Origin of the sequence: Jutongia huaianensis (genome assembly GCF_014384985.1) — a bacterium.
GTDB classification, from domain to species: Bacteria; Bacillota; Clostridia; order Lachnospirales; family Lachnospiraceae; genus Jutongia; species Jutongia huaianensis.
Genome location: NZ_JACRSX010000001.1, coordinates 304,410 through 330,916, shown reverse-complemented (window position 1 = coordinate 330,916; position 26,507 = coordinate 304,410). Strand labels below are relative to the sequence as shown.

28 protein-coding genes are annotated in these 26,507 nt (G+C 46.6%); 26 read left to right on the top strand and 2 right to left on the bottom strand.

Translation table 11 applies throughout. From position 1 onward, the window contains the following. Window positions 1-3 precede the first annotated feature (3 nt). The 11 genes from H8704_RS01425 (at window position 4) to H8704_RS01375 (ending at window position 11,649) form a co-directional block, all read left to right on the top strand. On the top strand, window positions 4-1,251 hold the full coding sequence (locus tag H8704_RS01425) for a glutamate-5-semialdehyde dehydrogenase (protein WP_249297004.1): 1,248 nt from the start codon (window positions 4-6) through the stop codon (window positions 1,249-1,251). Window positions 1,252-1,280: 29 nt separating this feature from the next. Continuing rightward, window positions 1,281-2,546 carry a [FeFe] hydrogenase H-cluster maturation GTPase HydF gene (gene hydF / locus H8704_RS01420; RefSeq protein ID WP_249297003.1) on the top strand — a complete coding sequence of 422 codons (1,266 nt, stop codon included), beginning with the start codon at window positions 1,281-1,283 and terminating at the stop codon, window positions 2,544-2,546. Between the two features lie 22 nt (window positions 2,547-2,568). Further along, window positions 2,569-3,141 (top strand): ABC transporter ATP-binding protein, encoded by a 573-nt coding sequence (locus H8704_RS01415; RefSeq protein WP_330605793.1) that lies wholly within the window; start codon window positions 2,569-2,571, stop codon window positions 3,139-3,141. Window positions 3,142-3,279: 138 nt separating this feature from the next. Continuing rightward, the gene (locus H8704_RS01410; RefSeq protein WP_249297002.1) at window positions 3,280-4,977 is read left to right on the top strand and encodes a hypothetical protein; all 1,698 of its coding nucleotides are present in this window, start codon (window positions 3,280-3,282) and stop codon (window positions 4,975-4,977) included. Between the two features lie 13 nt (window positions 4,978-4,990). Next, window positions 4,991-6,046, top strand: coding sequence for a lysylphosphatidylglycerol synthase transmembrane domain-containing protein (locus H8704_RS01405; RefSeq protein WP_249297001.1), 1,056 nt, complete (start codon window positions 4,991-4,993; stop codon window positions 6,044-6,046). An 83-nt stretch (window positions 6,047-6,129) separates the two neighbouring features. Further along, complete coding sequence (locus H8704_RS01400) at window positions 6,130-6,780, top strand: YigZ family protein (protein ID WP_249297000.1); 651 nt, start codon at window positions 6,130-6,132, stop codon at window positions 6,778-6,780. A 16-nt stretch (window positions 6,781-6,796) separates the two neighbouring features. After that, the gene (locus H8704_RS01395; protein WP_249296999.1) at window positions 6,797-8,122 is read left to right on the top strand and encodes a replication-associated recombination protein A; all 1,326 of its coding nucleotides are present in this window, start codon (window positions 6,797-6,799) and stop codon (window positions 8,120-8,122) included. 65 nt (window positions 8,123-8,187) lie between these two features. Beyond that, entirely contained in the window at window positions 8,188-8,568 is a 381-nt protein-coding gene (locus H8704_RS01390; RefSeq protein ID WP_249296998.1) for an ATP synthase subunit H, read from the top strand. Beyond that, window positions 8,565-9,962, top strand: a complete 1,398-nt coding sequence (locus tag H8704_RS01385) for an Orn/Lys/Arg family decarboxylase (protein ID WP_249296997.1) — start codon at window positions 8,565-8,567, stop codon at window positions 9,960-9,962. Before H8704_RS01390 ends, H8704_RS01385 begins: the two co-directional genes overlap by 4 nt. 93 nt (window positions 9,963-10,055) lie before the next feature. Further along, window positions 10,056-11,111, top strand: a complete 1,056-nt coding sequence (locus tag H8704_RS01380; RefSeq protein WP_249296996.1) for an aldose epimerase family protein — start codon at window positions 10,056-10,058, stop codon at window positions 11,109-11,111. Between the two features lie 76 nt (window positions 11,112-11,187). Then, complete coding sequence (locus H8704_RS01375; protein ID WP_022463482.1) at window positions 11,188-11,649, top strand: hypothetical protein; 462 nt, start codon at window positions 11,188-11,190, stop codon at window positions 11,647-11,649. Here the strand turns inward: H8704_RS01375 and H8704_RS01370 are convergent. Then, window positions 11,641-12,435, bottom strand: a complete 795-nt coding sequence (locus H8704_RS01370) for a Cof-type HAD-IIB family hydrolase (RefSeq protein ID WP_249296995.1) — start codon at window positions 12,433-12,435, stop codon at window positions 11,641-11,643. The genes H8704_RS01375 and H8704_RS01370 overlap by 9 nt on opposite strands. Before the next feature lie 118 nt (window positions 12,436-12,553). Between H8704_RS01370 and H8704_RS01365 the strand changes: the two genes are divergently transcribed. From H8704_RS01365 to thiI, 5 genes are all read left to right on the top strand, one after another. Then, complete coding sequence (locus H8704_RS01365; protein ID WP_249296994.1) at window positions 12,554-14,410, top strand: YgiQ family radical SAM protein; 1,857 nt, start codon at window positions 12,554-12,556, stop codon at window positions 14,408-14,410. A 78-nt stretch (window positions 14,411-14,488) separates the two neighbouring features. Then, window positions 14,489-15,229 (top strand): hypothetical protein, encoded by a 741-nt coding sequence (locus H8704_RS01360; RefSeq protein ID WP_249296993.1) that lies wholly within the window; start codon window positions 14,489-14,491, stop codon window positions 15,227-15,229. A gap of 28 nt (window positions 15,230-15,257) precedes the next feature. Then, entirely contained in the window at window positions 15,258-16,124 is an 867-nt protein-coding gene (locus H8704_RS01355) for a 16S rRNA (uracil(1498)-N(3))-methyltransferase (RefSeq protein WP_022463478.1), read from the top strand. Between the two features lie 9 nt (window positions 16,125-16,133). Further along, window positions 16,134-17,297 (top strand): cysteine desulfurase family protein, encoded by a 1,164-nt coding sequence (locus tag H8704_RS01350; protein WP_022463477.1) that lies wholly within the window; start codon window positions 16,134-16,136, stop codon window positions 17,295-17,297. 44 nt (window positions 17,298-17,341) lie between these two features. Then, entirely contained in the window at window positions 17,342-18,523 is a 1,182-nt protein-coding gene (thiI, locus tag H8704_RS01345; protein ID WP_118677687.1) for a tRNA uracil 4-sulfurtransferase ThiI, read from the top strand. A 165-nt stretch (window positions 18,524-18,688) separates the two neighbouring features. Here the strand turns inward: thiI and H8704_RS01340 are convergent, their stop codons facing one another. Further along, a complete protein-coding gene (locus tag H8704_RS01340) occupies window positions 18,689-18,922 on the bottom strand; it encodes an HPr family phosphocarrier protein (protein WP_022305197.1) in 234 nt (77 codons plus the stop codon). A gap of 189 nt (window positions 18,923-19,111) precedes the next feature. Between H8704_RS01340 and mtaB the strand changes: the two genes are divergently transcribed. The 10 genes from mtaB (at window position 19,112) to H8704_RS01290 (ending at window position 26,491) form a co-directional block, all read left to right on the top strand. Continuing rightward, window positions 19,112-20,482, top strand: a complete 1,371-nt coding sequence (gene mtaB, locus H8704_RS01335; protein WP_249296992.1) for a tRNA (N(6)-L-threonylcarbamoyladenosine(37)-C(2))-methylthiotransferase MtaB — start codon at window positions 19,112-19,114, stop codon at window positions 20,480-20,482. A 60-nt stretch (window positions 20,483-20,542) separates the two neighbouring features. After that, the gene (locus H8704_RS01330) at window positions 20,543-20,803 is read left to right on the top strand and encodes an IreB family regulatory phosphoprotein (protein WP_022305199.1); all 261 of its coding nucleotides are present in this window, start codon (window positions 20,543-20,545) and stop codon (window positions 20,801-20,803) included. 75 nt (window positions 20,804-20,878) lie between these two features. Further along, a complete protein-coding gene (gene ruvX, locus H8704_RS01325) occupies window positions 20,879-21,301 on the top strand; it encodes a Holliday junction resolvase RuvX (RefSeq protein ID WP_022463474.1) in 423 nt (140 codons plus the stop codon). 15 nt (window positions 21,302-21,316) lie between these two features. Next, complete coding sequence (locus H8704_RS01320) at window positions 21,317-21,577, top strand: DUF1292 domain-containing protein (protein ID WP_022463473.1); 261 nt, start codon at window positions 21,317-21,319, stop codon at window positions 21,575-21,577. Between the two features lie 362 nt (window positions 21,578-21,939). Next, entirely contained in the window at window positions 21,940-23,634 is a 1,695-nt protein-coding gene (locus tag H8704_RS01315; RefSeq protein WP_249297100.1) for a ribonuclease J, read from the top strand. 3 nt (window positions 23,635-23,637) lie between these two features. Then, a complete protein-coding gene (locus tag H8704_RS01310) occupies window positions 23,638-23,982 on the top strand; it encodes a YlbF family regulator (RefSeq protein WP_022463471.1) in 345 nt (114 codons plus the stop codon). Next, window positions 23,975-24,346, top strand: coding sequence for an MltG/YceG/YrrL family protein (locus H8704_RS01305; RefSeq protein ID WP_118677685.1), 372 nt, complete (start codon window positions 23,975-23,977; stop codon window positions 24,344-24,346). Before H8704_RS01310 ends, H8704_RS01305 begins: the two co-directional genes overlap by 8 nt. After that, the gene (locus H8704_RS01300; protein WP_118677683.1) at window positions 24,343-24,996 is read left to right on the top strand and encodes an O-methyltransferase; all 654 of its coding nucleotides are present in this window, start codon (window positions 24,343-24,345) and stop codon (window positions 24,994-24,996) included. Before H8704_RS01305 ends, H8704_RS01300 begins: the two co-directional genes overlap by 4 nt. Before the next feature lie 10 nt (window positions 24,997-25,006). After that, complete coding sequence (locus H8704_RS01295; protein ID WP_249296991.1) at window positions 25,007-26,242, top strand: peptidase U32 family protein; 1,236 nt, start codon at window positions 25,007-25,009, stop codon at window positions 26,240-26,242. A 21-nt stretch (window positions 26,243-26,263) separates the two neighbouring features. Then, entirely contained in the window at window positions 26,264-26,491 is a 228-nt protein-coding gene (locus tag H8704_RS01290; protein WP_022463467.1) for a hypothetical protein, read from the top strand. The last annotated feature ends 16 nt before the right edge of the window (window positions 26,492-26,507 follow it).

Genomic DNA, 26,507 nt, shown 5'->3' with positions numbered 1-26,507 from the left:
GGGATGAATTATATTGAAGGATTAGGACAAAAGGCACAGAAGGCAAAAAAGAGTCTGGCGACAGCATCTACCGGACAAAAGAATGAAATACTGACACGGATCGCAGCGAAGCTTCTGGAAAATCAGGAGCAGATCCTGGCAGAAAACGAAAAGGATATAGCGAATGCCAGAGAGAATGGCATTTCTGAGACTATGGTGGATCGTCTGCGCCTGACACCGGAGCGGATTCAGGGGATTTCTGATGCCTGTATCCAGCTGACCAATCTGGAGGATCCGGTGGGAGAGATCATAGAGGGTTCTACGCGTCCCAATGGTATGAAGATTAGCAAGATACGTGTCCCGATGGGTGTGGTTGGGATCATTTATGAGTCACGTCCCAATGTTACAGTGGATGCGGCTTCTCTTTGTATCAAAAGCGGAAATGCAGCAATCCTGAGGGGAGGCAAGGAGGCAATCTGTTCCAATAAGGTATTGATGAATACTATGCGGGAGGCAGTTGCCCAGTGTGGTTTTCCGGAGGATATCGTGCAGCTGGTCGAGGATACTTCCAGAGAGGTGTCCACCCAGATGATGCAGGCAAACGGTCTGATCGATGTGCTGATCCCAAGAGGTGGTGCGGGCCTGATTCAGGCTGTTGTAAAAAATGCAACGCTTCCGGTGATCGAGACGGGAACCGGCAATTGCCATATTTATGTGGATGCCACAGCGGATCCGGCTATGGCAGTGAATATCACGGACAATGGTAAAACACAGCGGCCGAGCGTCTGTAATGCGCTGGAAACCTGTCTGGTGCATAAGGATGTGGCGGAGGAGTTTCTGCCAATGTTAAAGGCAAAGCTGGATGAGCATCAGGTAGAGATCCGGGGCTGTGAAAGAACAGCAGCGATTCTGGGAGACTGTGTCGTTCCGGCAACAGAGCAGGATTATGCTACAGAGTTTCTGGACTATATTATTTCTATAAAAGTCGTAGATTCTGTAGAGGAAGCCATTGCCCATGTATCCAAATATTCCACGGGGCATTCCGAGTGTATTGTGACAGAAAGCTATGCCAATGCCCGGAAGTTCCAGGAGGAAGTGGATTCGGCATGTGTCTATGTGAATTGTTCTACGAGATTTACGGACGGTGGTGAATTTGGACTGGGAGCAGAGATCGGCATTTCCACCCAGAAGCTTCATGCGAGAGGACCGATGGGCTTAAAGGAGCTGACCACGATGAAATATCTGATCTGCGGAGACGGACAGATCAGATAAATAACCGATTTGCGTGAGGAGGAGACATCATGAGTTTGACAGCAACACCCAATGGAGACAGAGTACAGATTGCGATTTTCGGCAGGCGAAATGCCGGGAAATCCAGCGTGATCAATGCGGTGACAGGACAGCAGCTTGCAATCGTATCGGATGTGAAGGGAACCACGACGGACCCGGTTTATAAGGCGATGGAGATATTACCGATCGGCCCGTGTATGTTTATTGATACACCGGGGCTGGATGATGAGGGGGAACTGGGCGAGAAACGTGTGGAGAAGGCAGTACAGGTGCTGAACCGCACAGATATCGCCATGCTGGTGTTAGATATTTCCAGACTCACACCGGAGGAACTGGCGCAGGGCCGGGGAATCGGCGAGAAGGAGCAGCAGATCCAGGCGATGATCGAGGAGAAGAAGCTTCCCTATGTGATCGTACTGAATCAGGAGGACAAGCTTTCTCAGGAGGAGGCAGAGAAGCGACGTCAGCAGATCATGGCAAAGAATGGAACGGTGCCGGTCTGCAATGTGAGCACTGTCCGTAAAATGGGATTGGAAAAGCTCAAGGATGCACTGATCATGCTTGCCCCGGATACGGATTTGAAATTACACATTCTCGGAGATCTGGTGGAGGAGAATGATGTAGTGGTTCTGGTGGTGCCGGTGGATTCGGCTGCACCGAAGGGACGGCTGATCATGCCCCAGCAGCAGGTGATCCGCGATATATTGGATAACCACGCAGTATCTGTGGTGACCCAGGTGCCTTCTCTGGCAATGACTCTGGATATGCTTGGAGATAAGGTAAAGATGGTTATTACGGACTCTCAGGCATTTGGAGAGGTGTCCCGGATTGTGTCCACACAGATTCCGCTGACTTCTTTTTCCATTCTATTTGCCAGACATAAAGGAAATCTCCGGACTCTAGTAGAAGGCGTTACGGCGTTGGACCGGTTAAGGGACGGAGACAGGGTATTGATCGCCGAGGGATGCACTCACAGGAGACAGTGTGACGATATCGGGACAGTGAAAATTCCCCGCTGGCTGAAGGAATATACAGGGAAAGAATTACAGATCGAGACCTGCAGCGGCACCGGCTTTCCGACGGATCTGTCCTCCTATGCACTGATCATTCACTGTGGAGGCTGTACCCTTCATGAAAAGGAAATGAAACATCGGATCTTCCGGGCGCAGCAGTGTCAGGTGCCAATTGTCAATTATGGCATCTTTATTGCATATGTAAAAGGAATATTGAAGCGGAGTGTGGAGTTGTTTCCGGCGGTCTGGGAACTGCTGGAGTAGATGTATAACAAGGAGAGAATTAATGAAACTTATTGTTAATGAAATTGAGAAAAAATTTGAAGAGAAAGAAGTTCTTAAGGGAGCCTCTTTCACCTTTGAAAAGGGTAAGATATACGGACTTCTGGGACGAAATGGAGCCGGTAAAACGACACTTTTTAACTGTATCAGTCACGAGATTGATTTTGACGGTGGCTCCGTTTCTCTGGAGGAGAACGGAGAAAACAGACCTGTGAATTTTGATATGATGGGATATGCGTTTTCTACCCCGGTTCTGCCGGAGTTTCTTACCGGTTATGAGTTCATTAAATTCTTTCTTGATATTCATAAAGGCAAAATAGAAAATCCTCTGACGGTGGAGGAGTATGCACAAATGGTAGGGCTGGATCTGCCGGATCTGGACCGGCTGCTCAAGGGATATTCCCACGGCATGAAAAATAAAATGCAGATGCTTTGTCTGCTGATCAGCAAGCCGCCGATCATTCTGTTAGATGAACCGCTGACATCGCTGGATGTGGTTGCGGCTCATGAGATGAAGGAGCTTTTACTGGCAATGAAAAAAGATCATATTATAATATTGTCCACTCACATTTTGTAGCTGGCACAGGATCTGTGTGATGAGATCGTGCTGCTTCATCAGGGGAAATTGTCCGGAGTGGATGATCTGGATTGTCATGATCAGGGATTTGAGGAGCATGTAATGGAGCTTCTGAGCCGTTAGAAAGGATACAGACAGATGAATCAGATAATAAGTCAGTTTCAGTTGTTTTTTGCCCAGCAGGTGAATCAACTGATCTATACGATCATTAATTTTAAACCATTGAAGGGGCTGATCTCGGAGGAGTGGTATGCCCGCAGTGATATCAAAAAGACACTGGGAATCCTTTGCCTGATCTGGAACGGGCTCAAGGATATCCTGTGGAAGTCATTATATTTTCTGCTGGCTGTCTTTGTACCGTGTGCGATCTTACAATCGAATATCGGTTGGAGCGATCATACGATGGCATCGATGATGGTATGGATATTTTTGATCCTGAATTGTTTTATGGGCTCCTTTACCAACAGCCATATTATCACCAATGGTGACGAACAGGATTACCTGTTATTGAATCTCATGCGGATTGACGCCAAAAGCTATTATCTCACCGGTATTTTATGGGAGTATGGCAAAGCAGCCGTTTGCTGGATGATTGCATTTTTCCTGATCTTAAATCATGCATTTCCGGGACATATGGGGATTTTTGTGTGGGTGATCCTGTGCTATATCTGCTGTCGTCCGATCGGTGAGGCAGTTTCCATGCTTCTTTGTGAGCATTATGATAAGATTCCTTATCAGGATAAAGGTAAGGAGGTACAGGGGAGCTATTATCTGTACAATTTCCTGATGGTTGTTGTGGCGTATGGACTTTATCCTGTCCTGTATTTGGTACAGGGACAAAAAATGGTCTGGAATCCGCTGTTTGATGCAGGTGGTTTTTCCATGGGATTACAGGGAATCCTTCTGGTGATCCTGCTGATCGCAGCCGTGGTTTCTGTGAGATATCTGCGTGCTTATCCTAAATACCTGCAGGTGGCGAGAATGCTCTGCAGTTATCAGCGTGTGATGGAGCATCAGAAGGAAGTTGACAATGTTCAGTCTCTCGACGGTCAATTAAAGGATACCTTGGACGAGGATGTTGTGACGGAGCGGATCTTTCAGGATAAAAGCGGCTATGAATATCTTCATGCCATCTTTTTTGAACGTCACAAAAAGATCGTGGCAAGACCAAGCAGGATCAAGGCATGGATCGTGGAAGGATTGTTTGGCGTGACCGCAGTGGCTGTGATCGTTAGTCGTTTTATGGCATCTGCGGCACAGTTTCAGGAGATGAGTGATGGCGTCTGGAGCACGGTGAATATGCTGTTGGCGATCCTTGTATTTATTATGTATTGTTCTTCTTCCGGAGAAAAGCTGACACAGGCTATGTTCTTTCACTGTGATGCTTCTCTGCTGAAGTATGGATATTACCGGACACCGGAGGCGATCATATCCAGTTTCCGGATCCGTCTGCGTTATATGATCCGGACGGAGTGCCCGTTTATTGCGGTGTTTTGCGCAGGAGTATTTATCAATCTGATGCTTTTGGGAAGATTCCGGAATATTTTGCAGATCATAGCGATCTTATTCTGTATCGTGATGCTGTCGGTATTTTTCTCCGTGCTGTTTCTGTGTATGTATTATATTTTTCAGCCGTTTACAGAGGCAGGAAATACCACAAGTGTCGGTTATAAGATCTGTACCATAGGGATTTATCTTGTGGCGTATAGCTGTCTGCAGATCCATACACCGCCGACATACTTTGCAGCGATCATTTTGGGAGTTACCGTTGTGACTCTGGTGGCAGCATTGCTGCTGGTGTGGAAGCTGGCACCGAAGACGTTCCGGCTGAAATGATGAAGGAAAAGGTATGAAAGAGAAATCGACAACAGGAAAGGGGATTTCAATGCGTAAAAAAAAGACCTATGTATTTAATATTATATTAATGATCGTGGTTCTGGCTTTTACCTTTTATACACTTCTTCATGGAGAAGATCTGAGGGAGATTTTATCTGTTTTGAAAAAAGCGGATAAAAGCTGGCTTGTATTTGCTGCTGTGTTTGCTGTTGCATATCTGGTTCTGCAGGCAGTATCCCTGAAAGTGATCGTGCAGTCAGCAGGAACATCTATGAAGCTTAAGGATGGCGTGAAATATACTTTTATTGGGTTTCTGTTTAATGCCATTACACCGTCAGCCAGTGGAGGACAGCCTATGCAGGTGTATTATATGCGCCAGGATGGCGTGTCTGTCGGAGTTTCTTCTGTGGCACTTTTGTTCTGGACGATTATTTACAAGGTGGCATTGATGGTCATAGAAGGGATAGTGATCCTGTTTTTCCGGGGATTTCTTCATCAGTATCTTGGTCATTATTACTGGCTTTTTGTGTTGGGAATGGCAGTCAATCTGGTGTCCATTGTTTTGTACTCTATTGTTGTTTTTTCAAAAAACGGTGTGCGGAATCTGGCACTTCTTGGCACTTGGATCTGTCATAAACTTCGGATCATACGGAACAAAAAACGGTTTATGGAGCGGCTGGATCACTCTCTGGAATTGTATCAGGAGGGGGCCGTGTATATGAGAACACACTGGGAGGTTTTCTTTGTGGTGTTGGGAATTACCGTGCTGCAGAGAATCAGCTTCTTTGCAGTGACCTGGTTTGTCTGTCTTGCTCTGGGTCAGCATGGCGCATCTCCATGGGAGATTGTGATGCTGCAGAGTTTTGTGGCAGTTTGTATTGACATTTTGCCATTGCCCGGTGGAGTTGGTGTTAATGAAGGCTTTTTCGTGACCCTGTTCAAACAGATCATGAGCAGGAGCACAGCGGTATCTGCAATGCTGTTAAGTCGTGGCGTGAATTTTTATATTCTGATGATCATTGGAGCGGTAGTGGCGGTTTATACCAGTGCCAGAAAGGTTACGGAATAGTTTCAAAGCATGGTGAGAGGGCGGTCTGCTGAGGAGCAAGGGCGGACAGCGTTAACAGGAATTGCTCAGAAGTGGGGAGTTTTATGAGTCAGTCATATCAGATAATTTATGAGGGCGGCAGTGACGAGATTGTAGAAAAGAAGTCCCGTTTTATTGCCCATGTATTTCCGGTGCATTCCGAGGAGGAGGCAGCCGGTCATATTGAACAGATCCGGAAGAAGTATTGGGATGCCAGACACAACTGTCATGCCTTTGTGATCGGACCCAACAATGAGATCAGCCGGTGCAGCGATGACGGAGAACCCTCCGGGACGGCAGGAAGGCCGATTCTGGAGGTGCTGCAGGGACAGGGGATTCATGATGTTCTTGTAGTTGTAACAAGATATTTTGGAGGTACACTTCTGGGAACCGGAGGGCTGGTGCGGGCCTATTCCCAGGCAACGCAGGCGGGTCTTGCGGCGAGCCGGGTCATGACGAAGCAGCCGGGGCGGAAGATAACGGTCGGGACCGATTACAATGGCATTGGAAAGCTCCAATACATTGTAGGAAAACGGCAGATTCCGGTGATGGATACCCGCTATGGAGAGGCGGTGGAGATGGATGTGCTGGTGCCGGAGGAAGAGGTAGGAGCCTTAACAAAGGAGATTACCGAAGCGACTGCCGGAAAAGCAGAGCTTGACATTTCCGATGAACTGTTTTTTGCGGTTCTGGACGGACAGCCTATGATCTTTTAGAAAGGACAGATCAGATATGGATTTATTTGAATATATGAGGGAGCAATCGAAGGATGATGATGCACCCTTAGCATCCCGGATGCGTCCACGGACGCTGGACGAGGTGGTAGGACAGGAGCATATTGTGGGAAAGAACCGGCTTTTATACCGTGCGATCCAGGCAGACAAGCTGAGCTCCGTGATCTTTTACGGCCCGCCGGGAACCGGCAAGACAACACTTGCCAAGGTCATTGCCAATACGACCAGTGCTGTGTTTCGTCAGGTAAATGCCACCTCCGCAGGCAAAAAGGATATGGAAGAGGTGGTGCAGGAGGCAAAGAATCAGGCAGGCATGTATGGCAAAAAAACGATTCTGTTTGTAGATGAGATCCATCGTTTTAACAAGGGACAGCAGGATTATCTTCTTCCCTATGTGGAGGATGGTACGGTGATCCTGATCGGCGCCACCACAGAGAATCCTTATTTTGAGGTGAACAGCGCATTAATTTCCCGGTCTGTGATCTTTGAACTGAAGCCTCTCACGAAGGAGGATATCCGTCTTCTTTTATTTCGTGCCGTGGAGGACAGGGAGCGTGGCATGGGGAGCTACCGGGCTGTGCTGGAGCCGGATGCGGCAGATTTTCTGGCTGATGTAGCCAATGGAGATGCCAGAAGCGCCCTCAATGCACTGGAGCTGGGGGTTCTTTCCACAGAGCGGGGCGCAGACGACCGGATTCACATTACCATGGAGGTGGCGCAGGAATGTATCCAGAAACGGGTGCTTCGTTACGATAAATCCGGAGATAATCATTACGATACGATTTCTGCATTTATCAAAAGTATGCGGGGCTCGGATCCGGATGCCGCCATATATTATCTGGCGAGAATGCTTTATGCCGGAGAGGATGTGGAGTTTATTGCCAGACGTATTATGATCTGTGCTGCGGAGGATGTGTCCAATGCAGACCCGCAGGCACTGGTGGTAGCAACCAGTGCAGCGCAGGCGGTGGAGCGGCTCGGCATGCCGGAAGCGCGGATCGTGCTGGCGCAGGCAGCAACCTATGTGGCATGTGCTCCGAAGAGTAACTCGGCGATCATGGCGATCGATGAGGCAATGGATCTGGTGGCACATTCGAAAACATGCCCGATTCCGGCGCACCTGCAGGATGCACATTATAAGAGTGCGGCAAAGCTGGGACATGGGATCGGATATCTGTATTCCCACGATTATCCGAATCATTATGTGGAACAGCAGTATCTGCCGGATGCTTTAAAGGACCGGACGTTTTTCCATTTGTCCGATAACGGATATGAGAAAACAATACAGGAGCATTTTAAACGGATCGGGAAGGAGATAAAATAAACCTTCCTGTAAAAGCTTATGTCTGCAGTTTAAGACTTGCGGGCTGAAAGGAGTGTAAAAGAATTATGGACAAATTAAAGAGAGTTTTTGCAATGATCGGAGTGGTTTTACTTGTATTTATGTATCTGATGACGATCATTACAGCGATCACAGCATCTGACGGTGCCCACAACTGGTTTATCGGAAGTATTATGCTGACGGTATTCGTGCCGGTGATCCTTTATGCCATCAATATGCTGATCAATATTCAGAAGAGAAACGAAGCCAATAACCGCATGCGCGAGGAAATGTATATGCGTCAGATCAAAGACGCCCTGAAAGCAAAGGCGGAGCAGGAGAAAGCACAGCCGGCAGCAGCACAGGGACAGGTACAGCAGGAAGCACAGCCGGCAGCAGTACAGGGACAGGCGCAGGTGGCAGCAGAGCCACAGGAGAAGGAATCGTGAGAACACCGGTTGCTGATTTTATTGACAGTTATATTGCCGGAGACGGTGTCAGAGCGCATATGCCGGGACATAAGGGAGCGGGTCCGCTGGGAATAGAAGTGAGAGATATTACAGAGATTGCCGGGGCAGATGTATTGTCGGAGTCTGTAGGGATTCTGGGAGAAAGCCAGAAGAATGCCTGTACGTTATTTGGGACAGGGGCGACCCTGTATTCCACGGAGGGCTCTTCTCTGGCGGTAAAGGCGATGCTTTACAGTGTGATGATGCACTGGAAACAAGGTGTAAAGGAAACGGAATACAGCAGGCCGTTTATCCTGGCGGCAAGGAATGTGCACCGCGCCATGCTGGACGGCTGTGCCCTGTTGGATCTGGATCTGGAATTTATCCGGAGCGGACAGGCACATGGACTCTGTTCTGCCGTGGTGACAGCGCAGGAGGTAGAAAAGAGCCTGAAAGCCTGTGGGAAGCTTCCGGCAGCCGTTTATCTGACATCGCCGGATTATCTCGGAGTGCAGAGTGACATTGCGGCGATCGCAGAGGTTTGTCACAAATACGGAACGCTGCTGGCTGTGGATAATGCTCATGGGGCGTATCTGGCATTTTTGGAGGCAAGTAAGCATCCCATTCATCTGGGGGCGGATCTTTGCTGTGATTCGGCACATAAGACGTTACCGGTTCTGACCGGAGGAGCATATCTTCATTTGCATGAAAATATTGTGTCCGAAATATTGGACAGTGCCAGAAAAGGTCTGACCATGTTTGGTTCCACCAGTCCCTCTTATCTGATCCTGCAGTCGTTAGATCTGTGCAATGAGTATCTGGAACGGGAGTTTCGCAGGGAGCTGGCTGAATGTGTGAAAAAGATCCGGCAGTTTAAAAAGGCGGCAGGAGACAGAGGTCTTCATATTATGGAGGGAGAACCCTTAAAGATTGTTATTGATACCGGAGCCTCCGGGTATGATGGAGAAGAAATTGCCGGAGAGCTCCGGGAGTTTGTCTATTGTACCGGAGGGAGGAAACGTTCCGGGATAGAATGTGAATTTGCAGATCACCATACGGTTGTGTTTATGATGAGTCCACAGAATGGGCCGGAGGACTGGAACATGATGTATCGCTGGCTGGACCGGACAAGACTGCGGCATCCGGAGAAGGCATTCGCACCGGTGGAAAGACCCGGGATGAAACCTGTCATCCGGCGGATGACGATCCGGGAGGCAGTCTTTGCAGAGTCGGAAGTGATACCTGTCCGTGAGGCAGAGGGAAGGATTCTGGCGCAGGAAACGGTATCCTGCCCTCCGGCGATTCCGATTGCCGTCAGTGGTGAGGAGATTGACGGGAACATGATCCGTGTTTTTGAAGAGTATGGAATTCGGGATGTATCTGTTGTCAAGTAATGCCTTGTCATATACCCTTTGTTTTGTTATACTTAATGTATTAAGTAACTGGAAATAGGGAGTTTTAGCAAATAAAGGTATGGAGGAAAAAGGATGAAAAAGGAAAAATTTGGAACAACAAAGGACGGGAAGGAAGTAACCCGTTATACATTGGAAAATGCAAATGGAATGAAGGTATCATTTATTGATCTTGGGGCAGTGATCACCAATATCTGGGTGCCGGACCGGGACGGTCATCTGGATGATGTGGTGCATGGATATGATGATGTGGCTTCCTATGAGGTCAATGAGCCGAGCTTTGGAGCACCGGTGGGGCGATGTGCAAACCGTATCTCCGACGGCCATTTTGTAATCAATGGTGTGGAGTATAAGCTGGATCAGAATGATTCGACCAATTGTCTTCACAGTGGATATCTTCGTTTTAATTATATGATGTACGAGGCGGAGTATGAAAAAGGAGACGGGGAGCAGGTGCTGACATTTTCCAGGGTAAGCCCTGACGGGGAGCAGCATTTTCCGGGAACCTTTACATACAGCATTACTTATCATCTGACAGATGACAATGAGCTGATCATTGAGTATGATGGCGTTTCAGATGCAGATACGGTTGTCAATATGACAAATCACTCTTACTTTAATCTGGGCAAGGGTGGTCACAAGGGGGAGCAGATCTTAAACCATGAGGTGAAGATTTTTGCAGACCGGTATAATCCGGTCAATGATCTTTTATATCCAACCGGAGAGTTTGCGGATGTCGAGGGGACACCGTTCGATTTCCGGGAGTTTAAGGTGATCGGTACCGATGTGGTATCGGATAAGAGCAGCCCGGATTATTTTAAAGGATATGATCATAACTTTGTGCTGGAGCATGAAAAGGGAGAGGTCATCACAGCGGCAATCTGCAGGGAACCACAGACAGGGCGCACGCTGACGGTGCTTACGGATCAGCCGGGCATTCAGATGTATACAGCACCGGAGCTTTCCGGAGAGCATGGCAAGGATGGCGTTATATACGGACCGTCCAGTGCTGTGTGTTTCGAGACACAGAATTTTCCAAATGCCATTAATACACCGGAGTTTCCTGATATTGTATTGAAGGCTGGAGAGCCGTACCGTCACTATACGGTATTCCGTTTTGGCACATATTAAAATGCAAAAGTACTTGACATACACCCATTTTTAAATTTATCATATTCTGCATAATAAAAAGGATAGGGAAGAGGACATGAATGTTTTTCGAAAACGCCTGCGGGCAGAATTTGGAAAGAAGGTATATCGCCATTTTGTGAGCTTGTGCAAAGAGGAGCTGGATCAGAAGAAGAACAAGGTTCCGGAGGAGCAGATCAAGGCGAATGAAAAAGTGGTATATAGTGAGATGTGTGAGCAACTTCAAAGCCTGACAAAAGAGGAGATTGAAAAGAAAAAAGAGCGCCTTGCAGGCACTCTTATGGATGCTTTTCGGATTGCACGTCAGTTTAGCTTTGTATTTGTGTTTTATGTGATTGCCAGTCTGATCCTGGCCGTTATGGGACTGGATGCCAGAGTAACCAATGTCAGTCTGGTTCTAATGGGGATATGTTTTTTGTATAAAGTATATGAGTTTATCTGCAATCGCTTCTGTTTTGTGGATGCATATCTGATGATGCTGTACAAAACCGCACTGGAGCAGGATAATCCATCAGATTAGTTCGAAATGCTTCATTGCTTTATAGATGCCGTCGTTTTCTACCGTATCTGTTACATAATCTACGGTATTTAAAACGGGGGCATCACTTTTTTTCATTCCGATACTTAACCCGGCATATTCCAGCATAGGCAGATCGTTTGTGCTGTCGCCGACGGCAATGGTATCCTCCAGAGGAATGTCAAAATAATCCATCAGGAACCGGATGCCGGTTGCCTTGGAATGCCCTACGGGGATGACTTCATAGAAATCGTTGCCGCGGTCAATAAAGGTAAGTTTGTCTTTATATTTGTCCATAAAACCGGACAGATCACTTTCCGGGGTGGTGCAGAGACAAAACTTATCGTAGTGAAGCCCTCTGGTTTCCGGTGGATAATCTACACAGTGATCTGGAAAAAGAGCATGGAACTCTTTGTAGAAATCCCCGATATGTGTCCTGTAAGGAACCGTGCTGTAGTAGATTGCATGCTGACCCTCTAACAGCCATTCCAGACGGTATTTGTGGAGATCCTCGTAGATTGCATCTGCCAGAGGCATTGGAATCTCGTCTGCCAACAGTGTTTCACCGTGATAGCTGATGAAGGTGCCGCAGCCGCAGACAAAGCCGTCAAAGCCAAGATCGCTGATGTTATTATGAATTTCAGCCCAGGCTCTGCCGGAGTTGATAAAGCAGAGATGGCCATTTGCCTGAAGTTCACGGATGGCCCGGATGGCACTGTCCGGCACATAGCGTTTTTCGCCCTCGGACAGGATGGTGCCATCAATATCAAAAAAAAGAAGTTTACGCATAATGGTTTCATTCCTTTCGTATAGTCGGATAACTTATTTTCGCTGTATTAGTATAATAGAACGAAATGGATTATGCAAGAGATAGATTGTAGCAGAAAGGAAAGACAGGGTTATTAAAATGGATAAGAAATTTTTGCCGGTAACAAGAGAAGAAATGCTGGAACGGGGATGGGATCAGGTGGATTTCGTCTACGTTTGTGGAGATGCTTATGTAGATCATTCCTCCTTTGGAGCGGCGATCATTACCCGTGTGCTGGAGGCACATGGATACCGGATCGGTATGATCGCGCAGCCGGACTGGAAGGATGAAAAAAGTATACAGGTATTTGGCATGCCACGTCTGGGCTTTATGGTGTCTGCGGGCAACATGGACTCCATGGTAAATCATTATACGGTATCAAAGAAAAGGAGAAGCAGTGACGCTTACACACCGGGAGGTGTAGCCGGAAAGCGGCCGGATTATGCGACTGTCGTATATTGCAATCTGATCCGCAGGGTGTACAAGCAGGTCCCGATCATTATCGGCGGGATAGAGGCAAGTCTGCGGCGGCTGGCTCATTACGATTACTGGTCAAATAGCCTGAAACATTCTATTCTTGTAGACTCTCAGGCGAATATTCTGATCTATGGTATGGGAGAGCTTGCAGTAGTGGAGGTGGCAGAGGCACTGGAAAGCGGCATAGCAGTGGAGGATATTACTTATGTGGAGGGAACGGCATACCGTACCAAAAATCTGGATGCGGTGTACGATGCTCAGATGCTGCCGTCATATGAGGAGCTTTGCCGGGATAAAAAAGTTTATGCGGAGAGCTTTTATACCCAGTATTGCAATACAGATCACTTCACGGCCAAATGCCTTGTAGAAAAATATAACGACCACCTTTATGTCGTGCAGAATCCGCCGGCAAGACCATTGACGCAGATGGAGTTAGATGATGTGTATGCATTGCCGTATATGCGTGCTTACCATCCATCCTATGAGGCGGCAGGCGGGGTGCCGGCATTGCAGGAGATCAAATTCAGCCTTACCAGTAACCGTGGCTGCTTTGGTGGCTGCAGCTTTTGTGCTCTCACCTTTCATCAGGGGCGGATCTTGCAGACGAGAAGTCATGAATCCATCCTTGCCGAAGCAAAGGAAATGATAAAGGAGCCGGACTTTAAAGGGTATATTCATGATGTGGGCGGACCTACCGGCAATTTCCGTCATACCTCCTGCGGGAAACAGCTAACGCATGGTGTATGTACCAACAAGCAGTGCCTGTTTCCGAAGCCATGCAAGAATCTGATCGTGGATCATTCGGACTATCTGGCTCTTTTGAGAAAGCTCCGTGCTTTGCCGGGAGTTAAAAAGGTCTTTATCCGGTCCGGGATCCGTTTTGATTATGTGATGGAGGATAAGGATGATTCCTTTATCCGGGAGCTTTGCAAATATCATATCAGCGGACAGCTTCGTGTGGCACCGGAGCATGTGGCGGACCGGGTGCTGCACTATATGGGAAAGCCTGAAAATGCAGTGTATGAGAGCTTTGTGAAAAGATATCAGCGGGTCAACAAAATGACAGGAAAGAAACAGTTTCTGGTGCCGTATCTGATGTCCTCCCATCCGGGCTCCGGACTTTCCGAAGCGGTGGAACTGGCGGAATATCTGCGGGATCTGGGCTATATGCCGGAGCAGGTACAGGATTTTTATCCGACGCCGTCTACATTGTCCACATGTATGTACTATACCGGTCTGGATCCGAGAACCATGGAGAAGGTTTATGTGCCGGTGAATCCTCATGAAAAAGCAATGCAGCGTGCCCTGATGCAGTATCGCAACCCTCGTAACTATGATCTGGTGAAGGAAGCTCTTCTGAAGGCGGGCAGGGAGGATCTGATCGGTTTTGGACCGGAATGTCTGATCCATCCGCGGAAGGAGAAGTGGATGCAGGAAAAATGGGACAACCGTCACAGGAAAAACACCAAAAAACGATAGATTTAAGAAAAAATTAATGACCAGGATAAACTTTCGTAAGAAATATACGATATACTATATAGAGAAGGAGGTATTTTTATGGCAATTAATGGTATTAACAATCAATCAAATATTTCAAGTCTTTATAACAGTATTTTTGGTATCGGAAGCAACAGTGACAGCTCCTATGGGATCAGTGATCTTGCAATGATCCGCAACGGCTCTTACGGTAAGCTGATGAAGGCTTATTATGCAACGGGAAATGCAGGAAAGACAGATTCATCAAAGACAGAAGAGGAGACCAAGGCAGATCAGACAAAGCTGGTCAATGTAAAGTCTCAGGCGGCATCCTTAAATAACAGTCTGGAAGACCTGCGGAGCAAATCTCTCTATGAGCCTGCCGGTACCGATGACAAAGGGAAAAATACATACGATCAGGACAAGATCACCAAAAGCGTTAAGGATTTTGTAGACAAGTACAATTCTTATGTGAAGTCTTCTTCTGATGTGGATTCGGTATCTATATTAAAGAAGTCTGTGAGCATGATCGGTTTCACGGCAAAAAATACAGGCATGCTTTCCAAGATTGGTATTACGATCGGAGAGAACAACCAGCTTACGATCAATGAGGATAAGTTAAAAAATGCCAGTGTACATGATGTTTCCTCCCTGTTTCAGGGAATCGGTTCCTATGGTGACTCTGTACAGAATCTGGCGAGACAGAGTTACCAGCTTGCCAACAGTCAGGCATATCAGAGAGGCAATGGCTCCTCTTATACATATTCCGGCAGCTACTTGGCACTGGGCGGAGCCAATGGTGTGATGGACAGATATCTGTAAGGAGAGAGTCTGTGCGGAGTTTTTATGAATGACATTTGAGACACCCCCGATCCGGGAGTACAGTGATTTACGGATCGGGGGTGTTTTTGCGTACTTGCGCCAATTGATTATTATGAGTATAATTAGGGAAAATGACTTAGAGGAGGCAGAACCGTTGTATCGCTTTTATATTGGGCAGGATCAGATTGAAGAGGATCAGATCCATATTTTGGATTCCGATGTGAATCATATCAAAAACGTACTTCGTCTGGAGCCGGGGGACTGGCTGGTGGCATGTGATGGAGAGGGCACCGATTATGTGTGCCGTATTCAGTCATTGTCTCAGGAGGAGATCACACTTTCCATTGAAAAGAAGCAGGAAAGCGGAACGGAGTTAGATACCCGGATTACATTATTTCAGGGGATTCCCAAGAAGGATAAGATGGAATTTATCATTCAGAAGGCGGTGGAACTGGGAGCATACGAAATCGTCCCCGTTATGATGAAACGCTGTGTGGTCAAGCTGTCCGAGGCCAAAAAGATTCAGAAAAAGACGGAACGCTGGCAGGCAATTGCGGAAGCAGCGGCCAAGCAGTGTGACAGGGGCATGATTCCCGTAGTGCATACTCCGGTGACTATGGAGCAGGCGTTTGACATGGCCTCCTCCTTAGAGTACAATATGATACCGTACGAATTACAGGACGGGATACAGGTATCGAGACAGATCGTGGAGGAAGCATGTTCCAAAGAGTCCGTAGGAATCTTTATTGGACCGGAGGGCGGTCTGGAGAAGGAAGAAGTGGAAAAGGCCATGGAGATCGGGGCAAAGCCGATCACATTAGGTAAGAGGATCCTTCGGACAGAGACGGCGGGCATGGCATTGCTTTCCATTATGATGTTTCAGTTACAGAAGTGAGGATAGAGTATGGAAGCGTATTTAGATAATGCAGCAACCACCAGGGTGTTTCCGGAGGTGCGTGATATTATGCTGCAGGTAATGGAAAAGGATTTTGGAAATCCTTCCTCCAGACATACCAAGGGAATTGAGGCAGAGGGTTATGTTACCAAAGCGGTACAGCAGATTGCCGGGACGTTGAAATGCCAGCCAAAGGAGATCATTCTGACCTCCGGGGGGACGGAGAGCAACAATATGGCATTGATCGGTACCGCACTTGCCAACCAGAGAGCCGGAAAGCATGTGATTACCACAAGGATTGAGCATGCATCCATTCATGAACCCTTTGGACGTTTGGAACAGATGGGATATGAAGCGCAGTATCTGCCGGTGGATCACAACGGCCATTTACAGCCGGAGGTGTTAGAGGAAGCGGTGCGGGAGGATACTCTGTTAGTGTCCGTTATGATGGTCAACAATGAGATGGGAGCCGTGGAGGATATCAAAAAGCTTGTTGCCGTGGCAAAGCAGAAAAATCCTAATGTGATCTTTCATGTGGATGCAATTCAGGCATATGGCAAGTACAAGATCGTCCCAAAACGTCTTGGAATTGACCTGATGTCCGTCAGCGGGCATAAGATACATGGACCAAAGGGGAGCGGTTTTCTCTATGTCAGAGACGGCGTAAAGATCAGTCCGATCATTCTTGGAGGCGGCCAGCAGAGAGGAATGCGCTCCGGTACGGAGAATGTTCCGGCGATTGCAGGCCTTGGTGAAGCGGTTCGTCTGATCTACCAGCAGCACAGTGAGAAGGTGGAACGTCTCTACGCCTTGAAGCAGCGTCTGATCGATGGATTAACTGCTATGGAAGGTGTGAGCATTAACGGGATCAACGGACTTTCTCTGACGGAGACGGCACCACATATTGTCAGTGCAAGCTTTGATGGGATCAAAAGTGAGGTTATGCTCCATGCACTGGCGCAGGAGGGCGTTTATGTGTCCTCCGGGTCGGCATGCTCGTCTAATCACCCGGATCTCAGTGGCACCTTAAAAGCGATCGGCGTGGAGGACAGACTTCTGGATTCCACACTGCGGTTCAGCTTTTCGGTGCTCAGCACGGAGGAAGAGGTGGATCATGCACTGGAGGCAGTTGCGAAGGTTCTGCCACAGCTTCGGCGGTTTGTGAAGAAATAATATGATGCAAGGGTCAAAATCAGATAAAGAAATGGAGAAAATATATGTATCAGGCATTCTTAGTAAAATATGCGGAAATCGGAATAAAAGGAAAGAACAGATATAAATTCGAAAATGCCCTCTGTCAGCAGATGGAGCGTACGCTGAAGCCGTTAGATGGAGAGTTTGTGGTAGAACGTCAGCAGGGGCGTATTTTTGTGGAGGCAAAGGGTGACTTTGATGAGGAGGATGTGATCGAGGCACTGCAGCATGTATTTGGTATTTCAGGAATCTGTCCGGTCAATGTGATCGAGGACAAGACCTGGGAAAATGTAGCTAAAGGTGTGGGAGACTTTGTAGAGCAGCAGTATGACAAGCTTGATTTCACTTTTAAGGTAGAGTCCAAGAGAAGTGATAAGCATTATCCCATGACATCACCGGAGGTATGTGTGGAGACGGGAGCATATCTGCTGGATCGTTTCCCAGAGCTTCGTGTAGATGTTCATAAACCGGAGGTGCGTATCTGGGTAGAGATCCGCGAGAAGGCGTATGTTTATTCTAAGGTTATCAAGGGAGCCGGAGGAATGCCTCTGGGAACTAATGGCAGTGCAATGCTTCTTCTGTCCGGTGGTATTGACAGTCCGGTGGCCGGATATATGATCGCCAAAAGAGGTGTCTTTATTGATGCGGTATATTTTCATGCGCCGCCATACACCAGTGAGAGGGCAAAGCAGAAGGTCGTAGATCTCGCAGAGCTTGTTTCAAAATATACCGGACCGATCCGTCTTCATGTGGTCAATTTTACGGACATACAGATGTATATTTATGAGACATGTCCTCATGAAGAATTAACGATTCTGATGCGCCGTTATATGATGCGTATTGCGGAAACACTGGCAAAGAAAAATGATTGTCTCGGCCTGATCACCGGAGAGAGCATTGGTCAGGTGGCAAGTCAGACCATGCAGAGTCTGGCGGCAACTAATGAAGTGTGTACGCTGCCGGTATATCGTCCGCTGATCGGTTTTGACAAGCAGGAGATCGTGGAGCTGTCTGAAAAGATCAATACCTACGAGACATCTATTCAGCCATATGAAGACTGCTGTACCATTTTTGTCGCAAAGCATCCGGTAACAAAACCGGAGCTTAAAATGCTTCATCGTTCCGAGGAGAAGCTTGTAGGTAAGATTGATGAGATGGTAAAGACCGCATTGGATACCGTAGAGATCATTACGGTGGGAGAGTAGTGACATTTAAATTGTTTGAAAATAGAATATGGCAGTTTGAGAAAATAGTTTAAACTGCCATATAAAAGAGCAAAGAAAAAGAGAACACCAAAGGTGTTCTCTGTACTTCTCTTAAATGGAAAACCTCAGGAATCCCTGAGGAAACTCATAAAGGTATGCAATAAATTACTCTACGATGTATGGAGCGAGAGTCTTAAGAATCTCATCGATGTTGTCATCATCATGGATGTTCAGATCGATAGCCTTGGAAAGATCCAGACTGAAGATTCCCATAATAGACTTTGCGTCAATCACATATCTTCCGGATACCAGATCAAAATCAGTATTGAAGTTTGTTACATCGTTTACAAATGCCTTAACCTTGTCGATTGAGTTTAAAGAAATCTTTACTGTTTTCATAACTATTACCTCCTCATTGATTTTGTTCTTCTTTATACTAGACACAACGGAACAAAAAGTCAATATACAATGTTGCCAAAAAATAATACAAAAACCCTGTGAGGAATGCCATATTTTAGTAAAAACACCAAAACATGGTAAAAAATATGTAAATCTTATTGAAATAAAAAAGAAAAAATGGAGTTGAAAATGAAAATTGCTTTTTTAACATTGGGCTGTAAAGTAAATTCTTACGAAACAGAAAAAATGAAAACACAATTTGAGACAGAAGGCTATGAAATAGTTTCCTTTTCGGAAAAGGCAGATGTCTATGTGGTCAATACATGTACCGTTACCAATATTGCAGACCGTAAATCGAGAAAAATGCTTCATCGTGCCCGTCGCATGAATCCGGATGCTGTGGTTGTGGCTGCCGGATGTTATGTGGATTCTGCCCGTCAGAAGGGAGAAGAGGACGAAAGTGTTGATCTTTTTATTGGCAATGAAGACAAAGAAATCATGATATCCAAGGTAGAAAAAATCATGGAAAAAAGGGGAATTTTAAACAAAGAAAACTGTCCCGGTCATTCTGTGGGAGAAATGTCGGAAAAGGCAGAACAGGAGCTGCATACCAGAGCATATATTAAGATTCAGAATGGCTGTAACCAGTATTGCAGTTATTGTATTATTCCCTATGTCAGAGGAAAACTGGAGAGCCGCACGGAGGAAGATATTTTATCCGAAACAAAAAAGCTTGCCGCTGCCGGATTTCATGAAATTGTATTGACGGGAATTCATCTTTCCTCCTTTGGTGTGGACCGGGAATTTAAAAAAACAGATGCCAATAGTTTTGTAAAACTTCAGGGGAAATATCTGCTGGAATTATTGCAGAAAATGGCACAGGTTTCCGGAATTGAACGACTGCGTCTGGGATCTCTGGAACCGCGGATCATTACCGAAGAATTTGTAAAAAAACTGGCGGAAATTCCGGAGGTGTGTCCTCATTTTCATCTTTCTCTGCAGAGCGGATGTGATGCGACATTAAAGAGAATGAATCGTCATTATTCGTCACAGGAATATCTGCAGGGAGTGGAAATTTTACGGAAATATTTTAAAGATCCTGCGATCACCACCGATATTATTGTGGGATTTCCGGGAGAGACGGAGGAAGAATTTAAAACAACATGTGATTTTGCAAAGAAGGTGTCCTTTGCGCAGATTCATGTATTTAAATATTCCAGACGTCACGGTACCGTTGCGGACCGTATGGAGGATCAGGTGGATGAGCAGGTAAAAAACAGCCGGAGTGACAGACTGTTAGCGATAGAAGCAGAACTGGAAAAGCAGTATCAGCAGAAATTTCCGGATCAGACACAGAAGGTTCTGATTGAGGAGCCGGTTCTGATCGAGGGAACAAAATACCTGGTGGGATATAATGAAAGATATGTCCGGATCGCTGTGCCGTATGAAAAGGGAGTATCCGATGAAAGCCTTTGTAACAGCCTGATAGACGTGCATATTAATGGCTCGCTGGAGGGAGATATTTTACTTGGAAAACGGGAAAGGGCTTGTAATTTATAAAAAGATATATTACTATATTGAATAGATATGTGCTCGTGAAAGGATGGAGGTAGTGCCATTATGCAGGAAATCAATAATACACAATATTTTAACGTACAGAAGGATATGGATTTCGAGGTAAAGGATGTCATTGCCCGGATTTATGAAGCGTTGACCGAGAAGGGATATAATCCGGTCAATCAGATCGTTGGTTATGTGATGTCGGGAGATCCAACCTATATTACCAGTCATAAGGGAGCGAGAAGTCTGATTATGCGTGTGGAGCGTGATGAGATCATTGAAGTGCTTCTGGAGGATTATATTCAGAATAATTTCAAATAATTCCAGACAGATTATTGGAAAAGGGATTCCGGTGTTTTCACAGAGTGACGAAGGCAGAGGAATGGAGGAAAAACAGTGAGGATCATGGGATTGGACTATGGTGACAAAACCGTAGGAGTTGCCATTAGTGATGAGCTGTTGCTGACGGCGCAGCCTGTGGAAACAATTCAGAGAGAGAGACCGGCGAAGCTACGCAAGACATTTGCACGGATAGAGGAACTGATCGGAACGTACGAGGTGGACCGGATCGTGCTGGGGCTTCCAAAGCGGATGGACAACCAGGAGGGAGAACGCTGCGAGCGGACCAGAGAGTTTGGAGATCAGTTAGCAAAACGTACGGGAATCGAGATCATATATCAGGATGAGCGTCTGACCACAAAGGAAGCAGACGCAGTATTAAATGAGGGTGGAGTCCGGAAAGAAAACCGAAAAGAGTATATTGACAAGCTTGCGGCATCGTTGATTCTGCAGGGTTATCTTGATATACTCGCAAAGTAAGAATGGAGATCATAGATGCAGAGTATTAATTTTATCACGGATGAAGGGGAGGAGATCCCTTTTTATATAATTGAGCAGACTACATTGGCAGGAAAGGATTTTTTGCTGGTGACCGACAGCGATACGGACGAGGATGAGGCAGAGGTCTATATTATGCAGGAGATCAGTGATCAGGATGATCAGACTGTTTATGAGTTTGTGGAGGATGAGGCACAATTAGAAGCACTTTCTAAGGTGTTTGCGGAATTACTGGACGACGTGGATATTCAAATGTAGAAGGATGCAGGGGAGAGATGCCTGACAGACGGGAAAGAGGTCTGGAAAGGCTTTGCTTTTTTATGCAATTTTCTGGATTTTAATCAAATAATAAATAATAAATCGAAGAAAGGCAGGGTATTTCATTGAAAAAGGAAACGGAATCAAGTGCGGTACAGAACAAGGCAGCAGAGGGAGAAAAGGGAGCGAAACGGATCATCAGAAGAGGAAGAAAGCCATCCGCAAAGGCAGAGCGTGAGACAAAGGAGACGGTAGAAAAGCCGAAGAGAACAAGAACGACAAGAACGACGAAGGCAGCCAGGGAAGAAAAGGAAAGCGTGGCTGCAAGAGCAGATAAAGCTGTTGCGGAGAAGGTACGGCGTATGACAGAAAAGTCAAACCAGAAGTCAAAGAGCAGTCTTGTTGGTCATGGACTTAAGATCATTCCACTGGGCGGCCTGGAGCAGATTGGTATGAATATTACCGCATTTGAATATGAGGACAATATTGTAGTGGTAGACTGCGGTCTTTCATTCCCCGGAGATGATATGCTGGGAATTGATCTTGTCATTCCGGATATCACATACCTCAAGGAAAATATTGATAAGGTCAGAGGCTTTGTGATCACCCATGGACACGAGGATCATATTGGAGCGCTTCCATATGTTCTCAAGGAAGTAAATGCTCCTGTTTATGCAACAAAGCTTACTATGGGCCTGATCGAAAACAAGCTCAAAGAGCATGTGATGCCGAAGCCGGTGAAGAAAAAGGTTGTAAAATATGGTCAGTCTATCAATCTGGGATGTTTCCGTATCGAATTTATCCGCACGAACCACAGCATTTCTGATGCTGCGGCACTGGCAATCTTTACCCCGGTAGGAACCATTGTTCATACCGGAGACTTCAAGGTGGATTACACTCCGGTACGTGGAGAGCCGATCGATCTGCAGAGATTTGCGGAGCTTGGCAAAAAGGGTGTATTGGCATTGATGGCAGACAGTACCAATGTAATGAAGCCGGGCTTTACCATGTCAGAGCGTACTGTAGGTAAAACCTTCGATAATATTTTTGCTGAAAATACAAAGCATCGTATTATAGTGGCAACCTTTGCATCCAACGTGGATCGTGTCCAGCAGATTGTGAATTCTGCAGTGAAATACGGCAGAAAGGTTGTCGTCGAGGGAAGAAGCATGGTTAATGTCATCACCACAGCCACAGAGCTGGGATATATTGACATTCCGGATAATACACTGATCGATATGGACCAGATGAAGAATTATGCACCGGAGAAACTGGTGCTGATCACCACAGGAAGCCAGGGAGAGGCGATGGCAGCGCTGTCCAGAATGGCATCGAATCTTCACCGCCGGATCACAATTGAGCCGGGCGACACTGTAATCTTCAGCTCACGTCCGATCCCCGGCAATGAAAAGAATGTTGCCAAGGTAGTCAACGAGCTTGCAGCAAAGGGAGCAAAGGTGATTGAGCAGGATGCTCATGTATCCGGACATGCCAGTGAGGAAGAGATCAAGCTGATCTATGCGCTGACAAAGCCACAGTATGCGATCCCGGTTCATGGAGAGTACCGCCATCTGCAGGCACATGCGGAGCTGGCACAGCTTATGGGTGTGCCGAAGGAAAACACAGTGATCCTGTCCTCCGGTGATGTGCTGGAGATTGACAGTGAGCACTGTGCACTGGTAGGAAAGGTACAGGCTCAGGGTATCATGGTAGACGGACTTGGTGTTGGTGATGTCGGAAATATTGTTTTAAGAGACAGACAGCATTTATCCGAAAATGGACTCATTATTATTGTATTGACATTAGAGAAATATACCAATCAGCTTTTGGCGGGACCGGATATTGTATCCAGAGGATTTGTCTATGTACGGGAATCAGAATATCTCATGGACGAGGCAAAGAGCATTGTATATGCGGCGCTGGAAAGATGTCTGGACAATCAGGTATCTGACTGGTCCAAGATCAAGACAGAGATCAAGGACAGTCTCAGTGATTATCTCTGGAAGAAGATGAAACGTAATCCTATGATCCTGCCGGTTATTATGGAGGTTGAGTAGCCTATGAGTGGAGAGACGCAGCTTTTGATGGAGCAGTTGATGGAGGCCGTAAAGCGCACCCAGGAGTACAATCAGTACCAGACGCTTTTAGAGAGTGTCAAAAAGCATCCGGATATTTACCGGAGGATCGGGGAATTCCGCAGAGGCAGCATCGTGTTTCAGATGACGGATCATGCAAATCCTATTGAGGAAAATAATGCATTGCAGAAGGAGTTCGCAGATCTGCAGACCAATGGTCTTGCCAACGAATTTCTGGCGGCAGAGCATCAGTATTGCATGATGATCAAAAGGATGCAGGGATATTTTCTGGATCATCTGGATCTGGAACTGGAGTTTTTAGATGAATAGCTGGAAACCGGCAGTGATGACCTCGGTTTATATCGTGCTCTATTCGCTGCTGGTGTTAAGTGTGGCGTTTTTGTGTTATCATGGATATCGTTTCTGCTATGATGTGTTCGCCGATGTCCGGGTAGAGCAGCAGCCGGGAGAGGACATTACCTTTTCGGTGTCTTCTGCAGACAGTTTCCGGGATATTGCGGCGAAACTGCAGGACAAGGGTGTGATCTGTGACAGATACAGTTTTCTTGCCAGAGCGGGGATTATGAAAACAGATCGGAATAAGATCTATTCCGGCAAGTATATTCTGAACAATTCCATGACATATGAGCAGGTAATCAATCGTTTGACAGTATCGGAAGGGTTTGACAAATGATAATTGATGAGAGACTTTCAGTGTTTATTGATGCGCTGCAATGGAACCTGCCGGGAGAACTGGCAGAGCTGGAACAGCAGGCACTTGAGGATCAGGTGCCCATTATCCGGAGGCCTATGCAGACATTTCTGGGGTTTATACTGGGGATGACACAGCCGGCTTCCATTTTAGAGATCGGAACGGCTGTTGGATTTTCCGGCATATTGATGAGCGAATATGTGCCGGAGCAGACTTCCATTACCACCATAGAAAAGGTGCCGGCAAGGATCCGGGCCGCCAAAGCAAATTTCGTACGTTATGGCAAGGAAGACAGGATCTGCCTGCTGGAGGGAGATGCGGCAGAGGTACTTGAAAAGCTTTGTGCACAAGGAAATCAATATGATTTTATTTTTATGGATGCTGCCAAGGGACAGTATCTTAATTTTTTGCCGGATATATTGAAGATGCTTCCTGAAAATGGTATGCTGATAACAGACAATGTATTGCAGGATGGTGACGTGATCCAGTCACGTTATGCCATTAACCGCAGAGACCGTACGATTCATGGACGGATGCGGGAATATCTGTATCGGCTGACCCATTCGGAGGAGCTTGATACAGTGATATTGCCTGTGGGAGACGGAATTACCGTGTCCAGGCGGATAAAGTGAGGTGAAAGGGTTGTTATCAAATGGAAAGCCGGAGTTATTGATACCGGCAAGCAGCTTGGAGGTTTTAAAGGTAGCCGTGATATATGGTGCTGACGCAGTATATATCGGCGGCGATATGTATGGACTCCGTGCAAAGGCCAAAAACTTCTCTCCGGAGGATATGAAGGAGGGCGTAAGCTTTGCACATGAGCATGGAAAGAGAGTGTTTGTCACAGCAAATATAACAGCTCATAATGGGGATCTGGAAGGAATCCGCCATTATTTTGAGGAGCTGAAGGAGATCGGTCCGGATGCGCTGATCATTTCGGATCCGGGAGTTTTTGATATTGCCAGAGAGGTCTGTCCGGAGATTGAGGTGCATATCAGTACCCAGAGCAACAATGTCAATTATGGCACATATCTGTTCTGGCAGCGGATGGGGGCAAAGCGTGTGGTATCCGCCAGAGAGCTTTCAATCCGGGAGATTAAGGATATCCGGGCACATATTCCCGATGATCTGGAGATTGAAACCTTTGTACACGGCGCCATGTGTATTTCTTATTCCGGCAGATGTCTTCTAAGTAATTATTTTACAGGGCGGGATGCCAATCTGGGAGCATGTACCCATCCATGCCGGTGGAAGTATTATATTATGGAGGAGAATCGTCCGGGAGAGTTTCTTCCGGTAGAGGAAAATGAGAGAGGCACATATATTTTCAATTCCAAGGATCTCTGTATGATCGAGCATATACCGGATCTGGTAGATGCCGGGATTGACAGCTTCAAGATCGAAGGACGTATGAAAACGGCTCTTTATGTGGCTGATGTGGCAAGAACATATCGTCAGGCAATCGATGATTACTTTACATCACCGGAGCTGTATGAGTCCCGGAAGTCATATTATATGGATGAGATATCCAAGTGCACGTACCGTCAGTACACGACGGGCTTCTTTTATGGGAAGCCGACCCATGAGGGGCAGATCTATGATAACAATACCTATGTTAAAAAATATACTTATCTCGGCATCGTCAGCGAGATCACAGAGGATGGATATGCTGTGATGGAGCAGCGCAATAAATTCTGTGTTGGCGATGAGGTGGAGATCATGAAACCGGATGGCAGCGATTGTCGCGTCAAGGTGCTTGCCATGCGGGATGAAAAGGGAGAAGCGATGGAAAGCTGTCCTCACCCACAGCAAAAGATTCAGGTGAGGTTTAGTGAAGTTCCGGACAGAATGAATCTGATCCGTGTATCATGTGAGTAAATACATTTGGGAGGAAGAGTTATGGAAAAAAATGTAAGACTGAGAGTACTTTATGTAATGGAGCTGTTTGTGCAGCAGACAGACGCAGAAAACGGAGTGACTATGCAGGAGATTCTGGACTGGCTGGCAGATCATAATCTTACCGGTGAGAGAAAGAGTATTTATGAGGATATTCATGCACTTAAGGAGTTTGGTCTGGACATTCAGTATACACAGTCCGACAAAACATATCGTCTTGCAAGTCGTTAATAAAATAAAAAAGGAG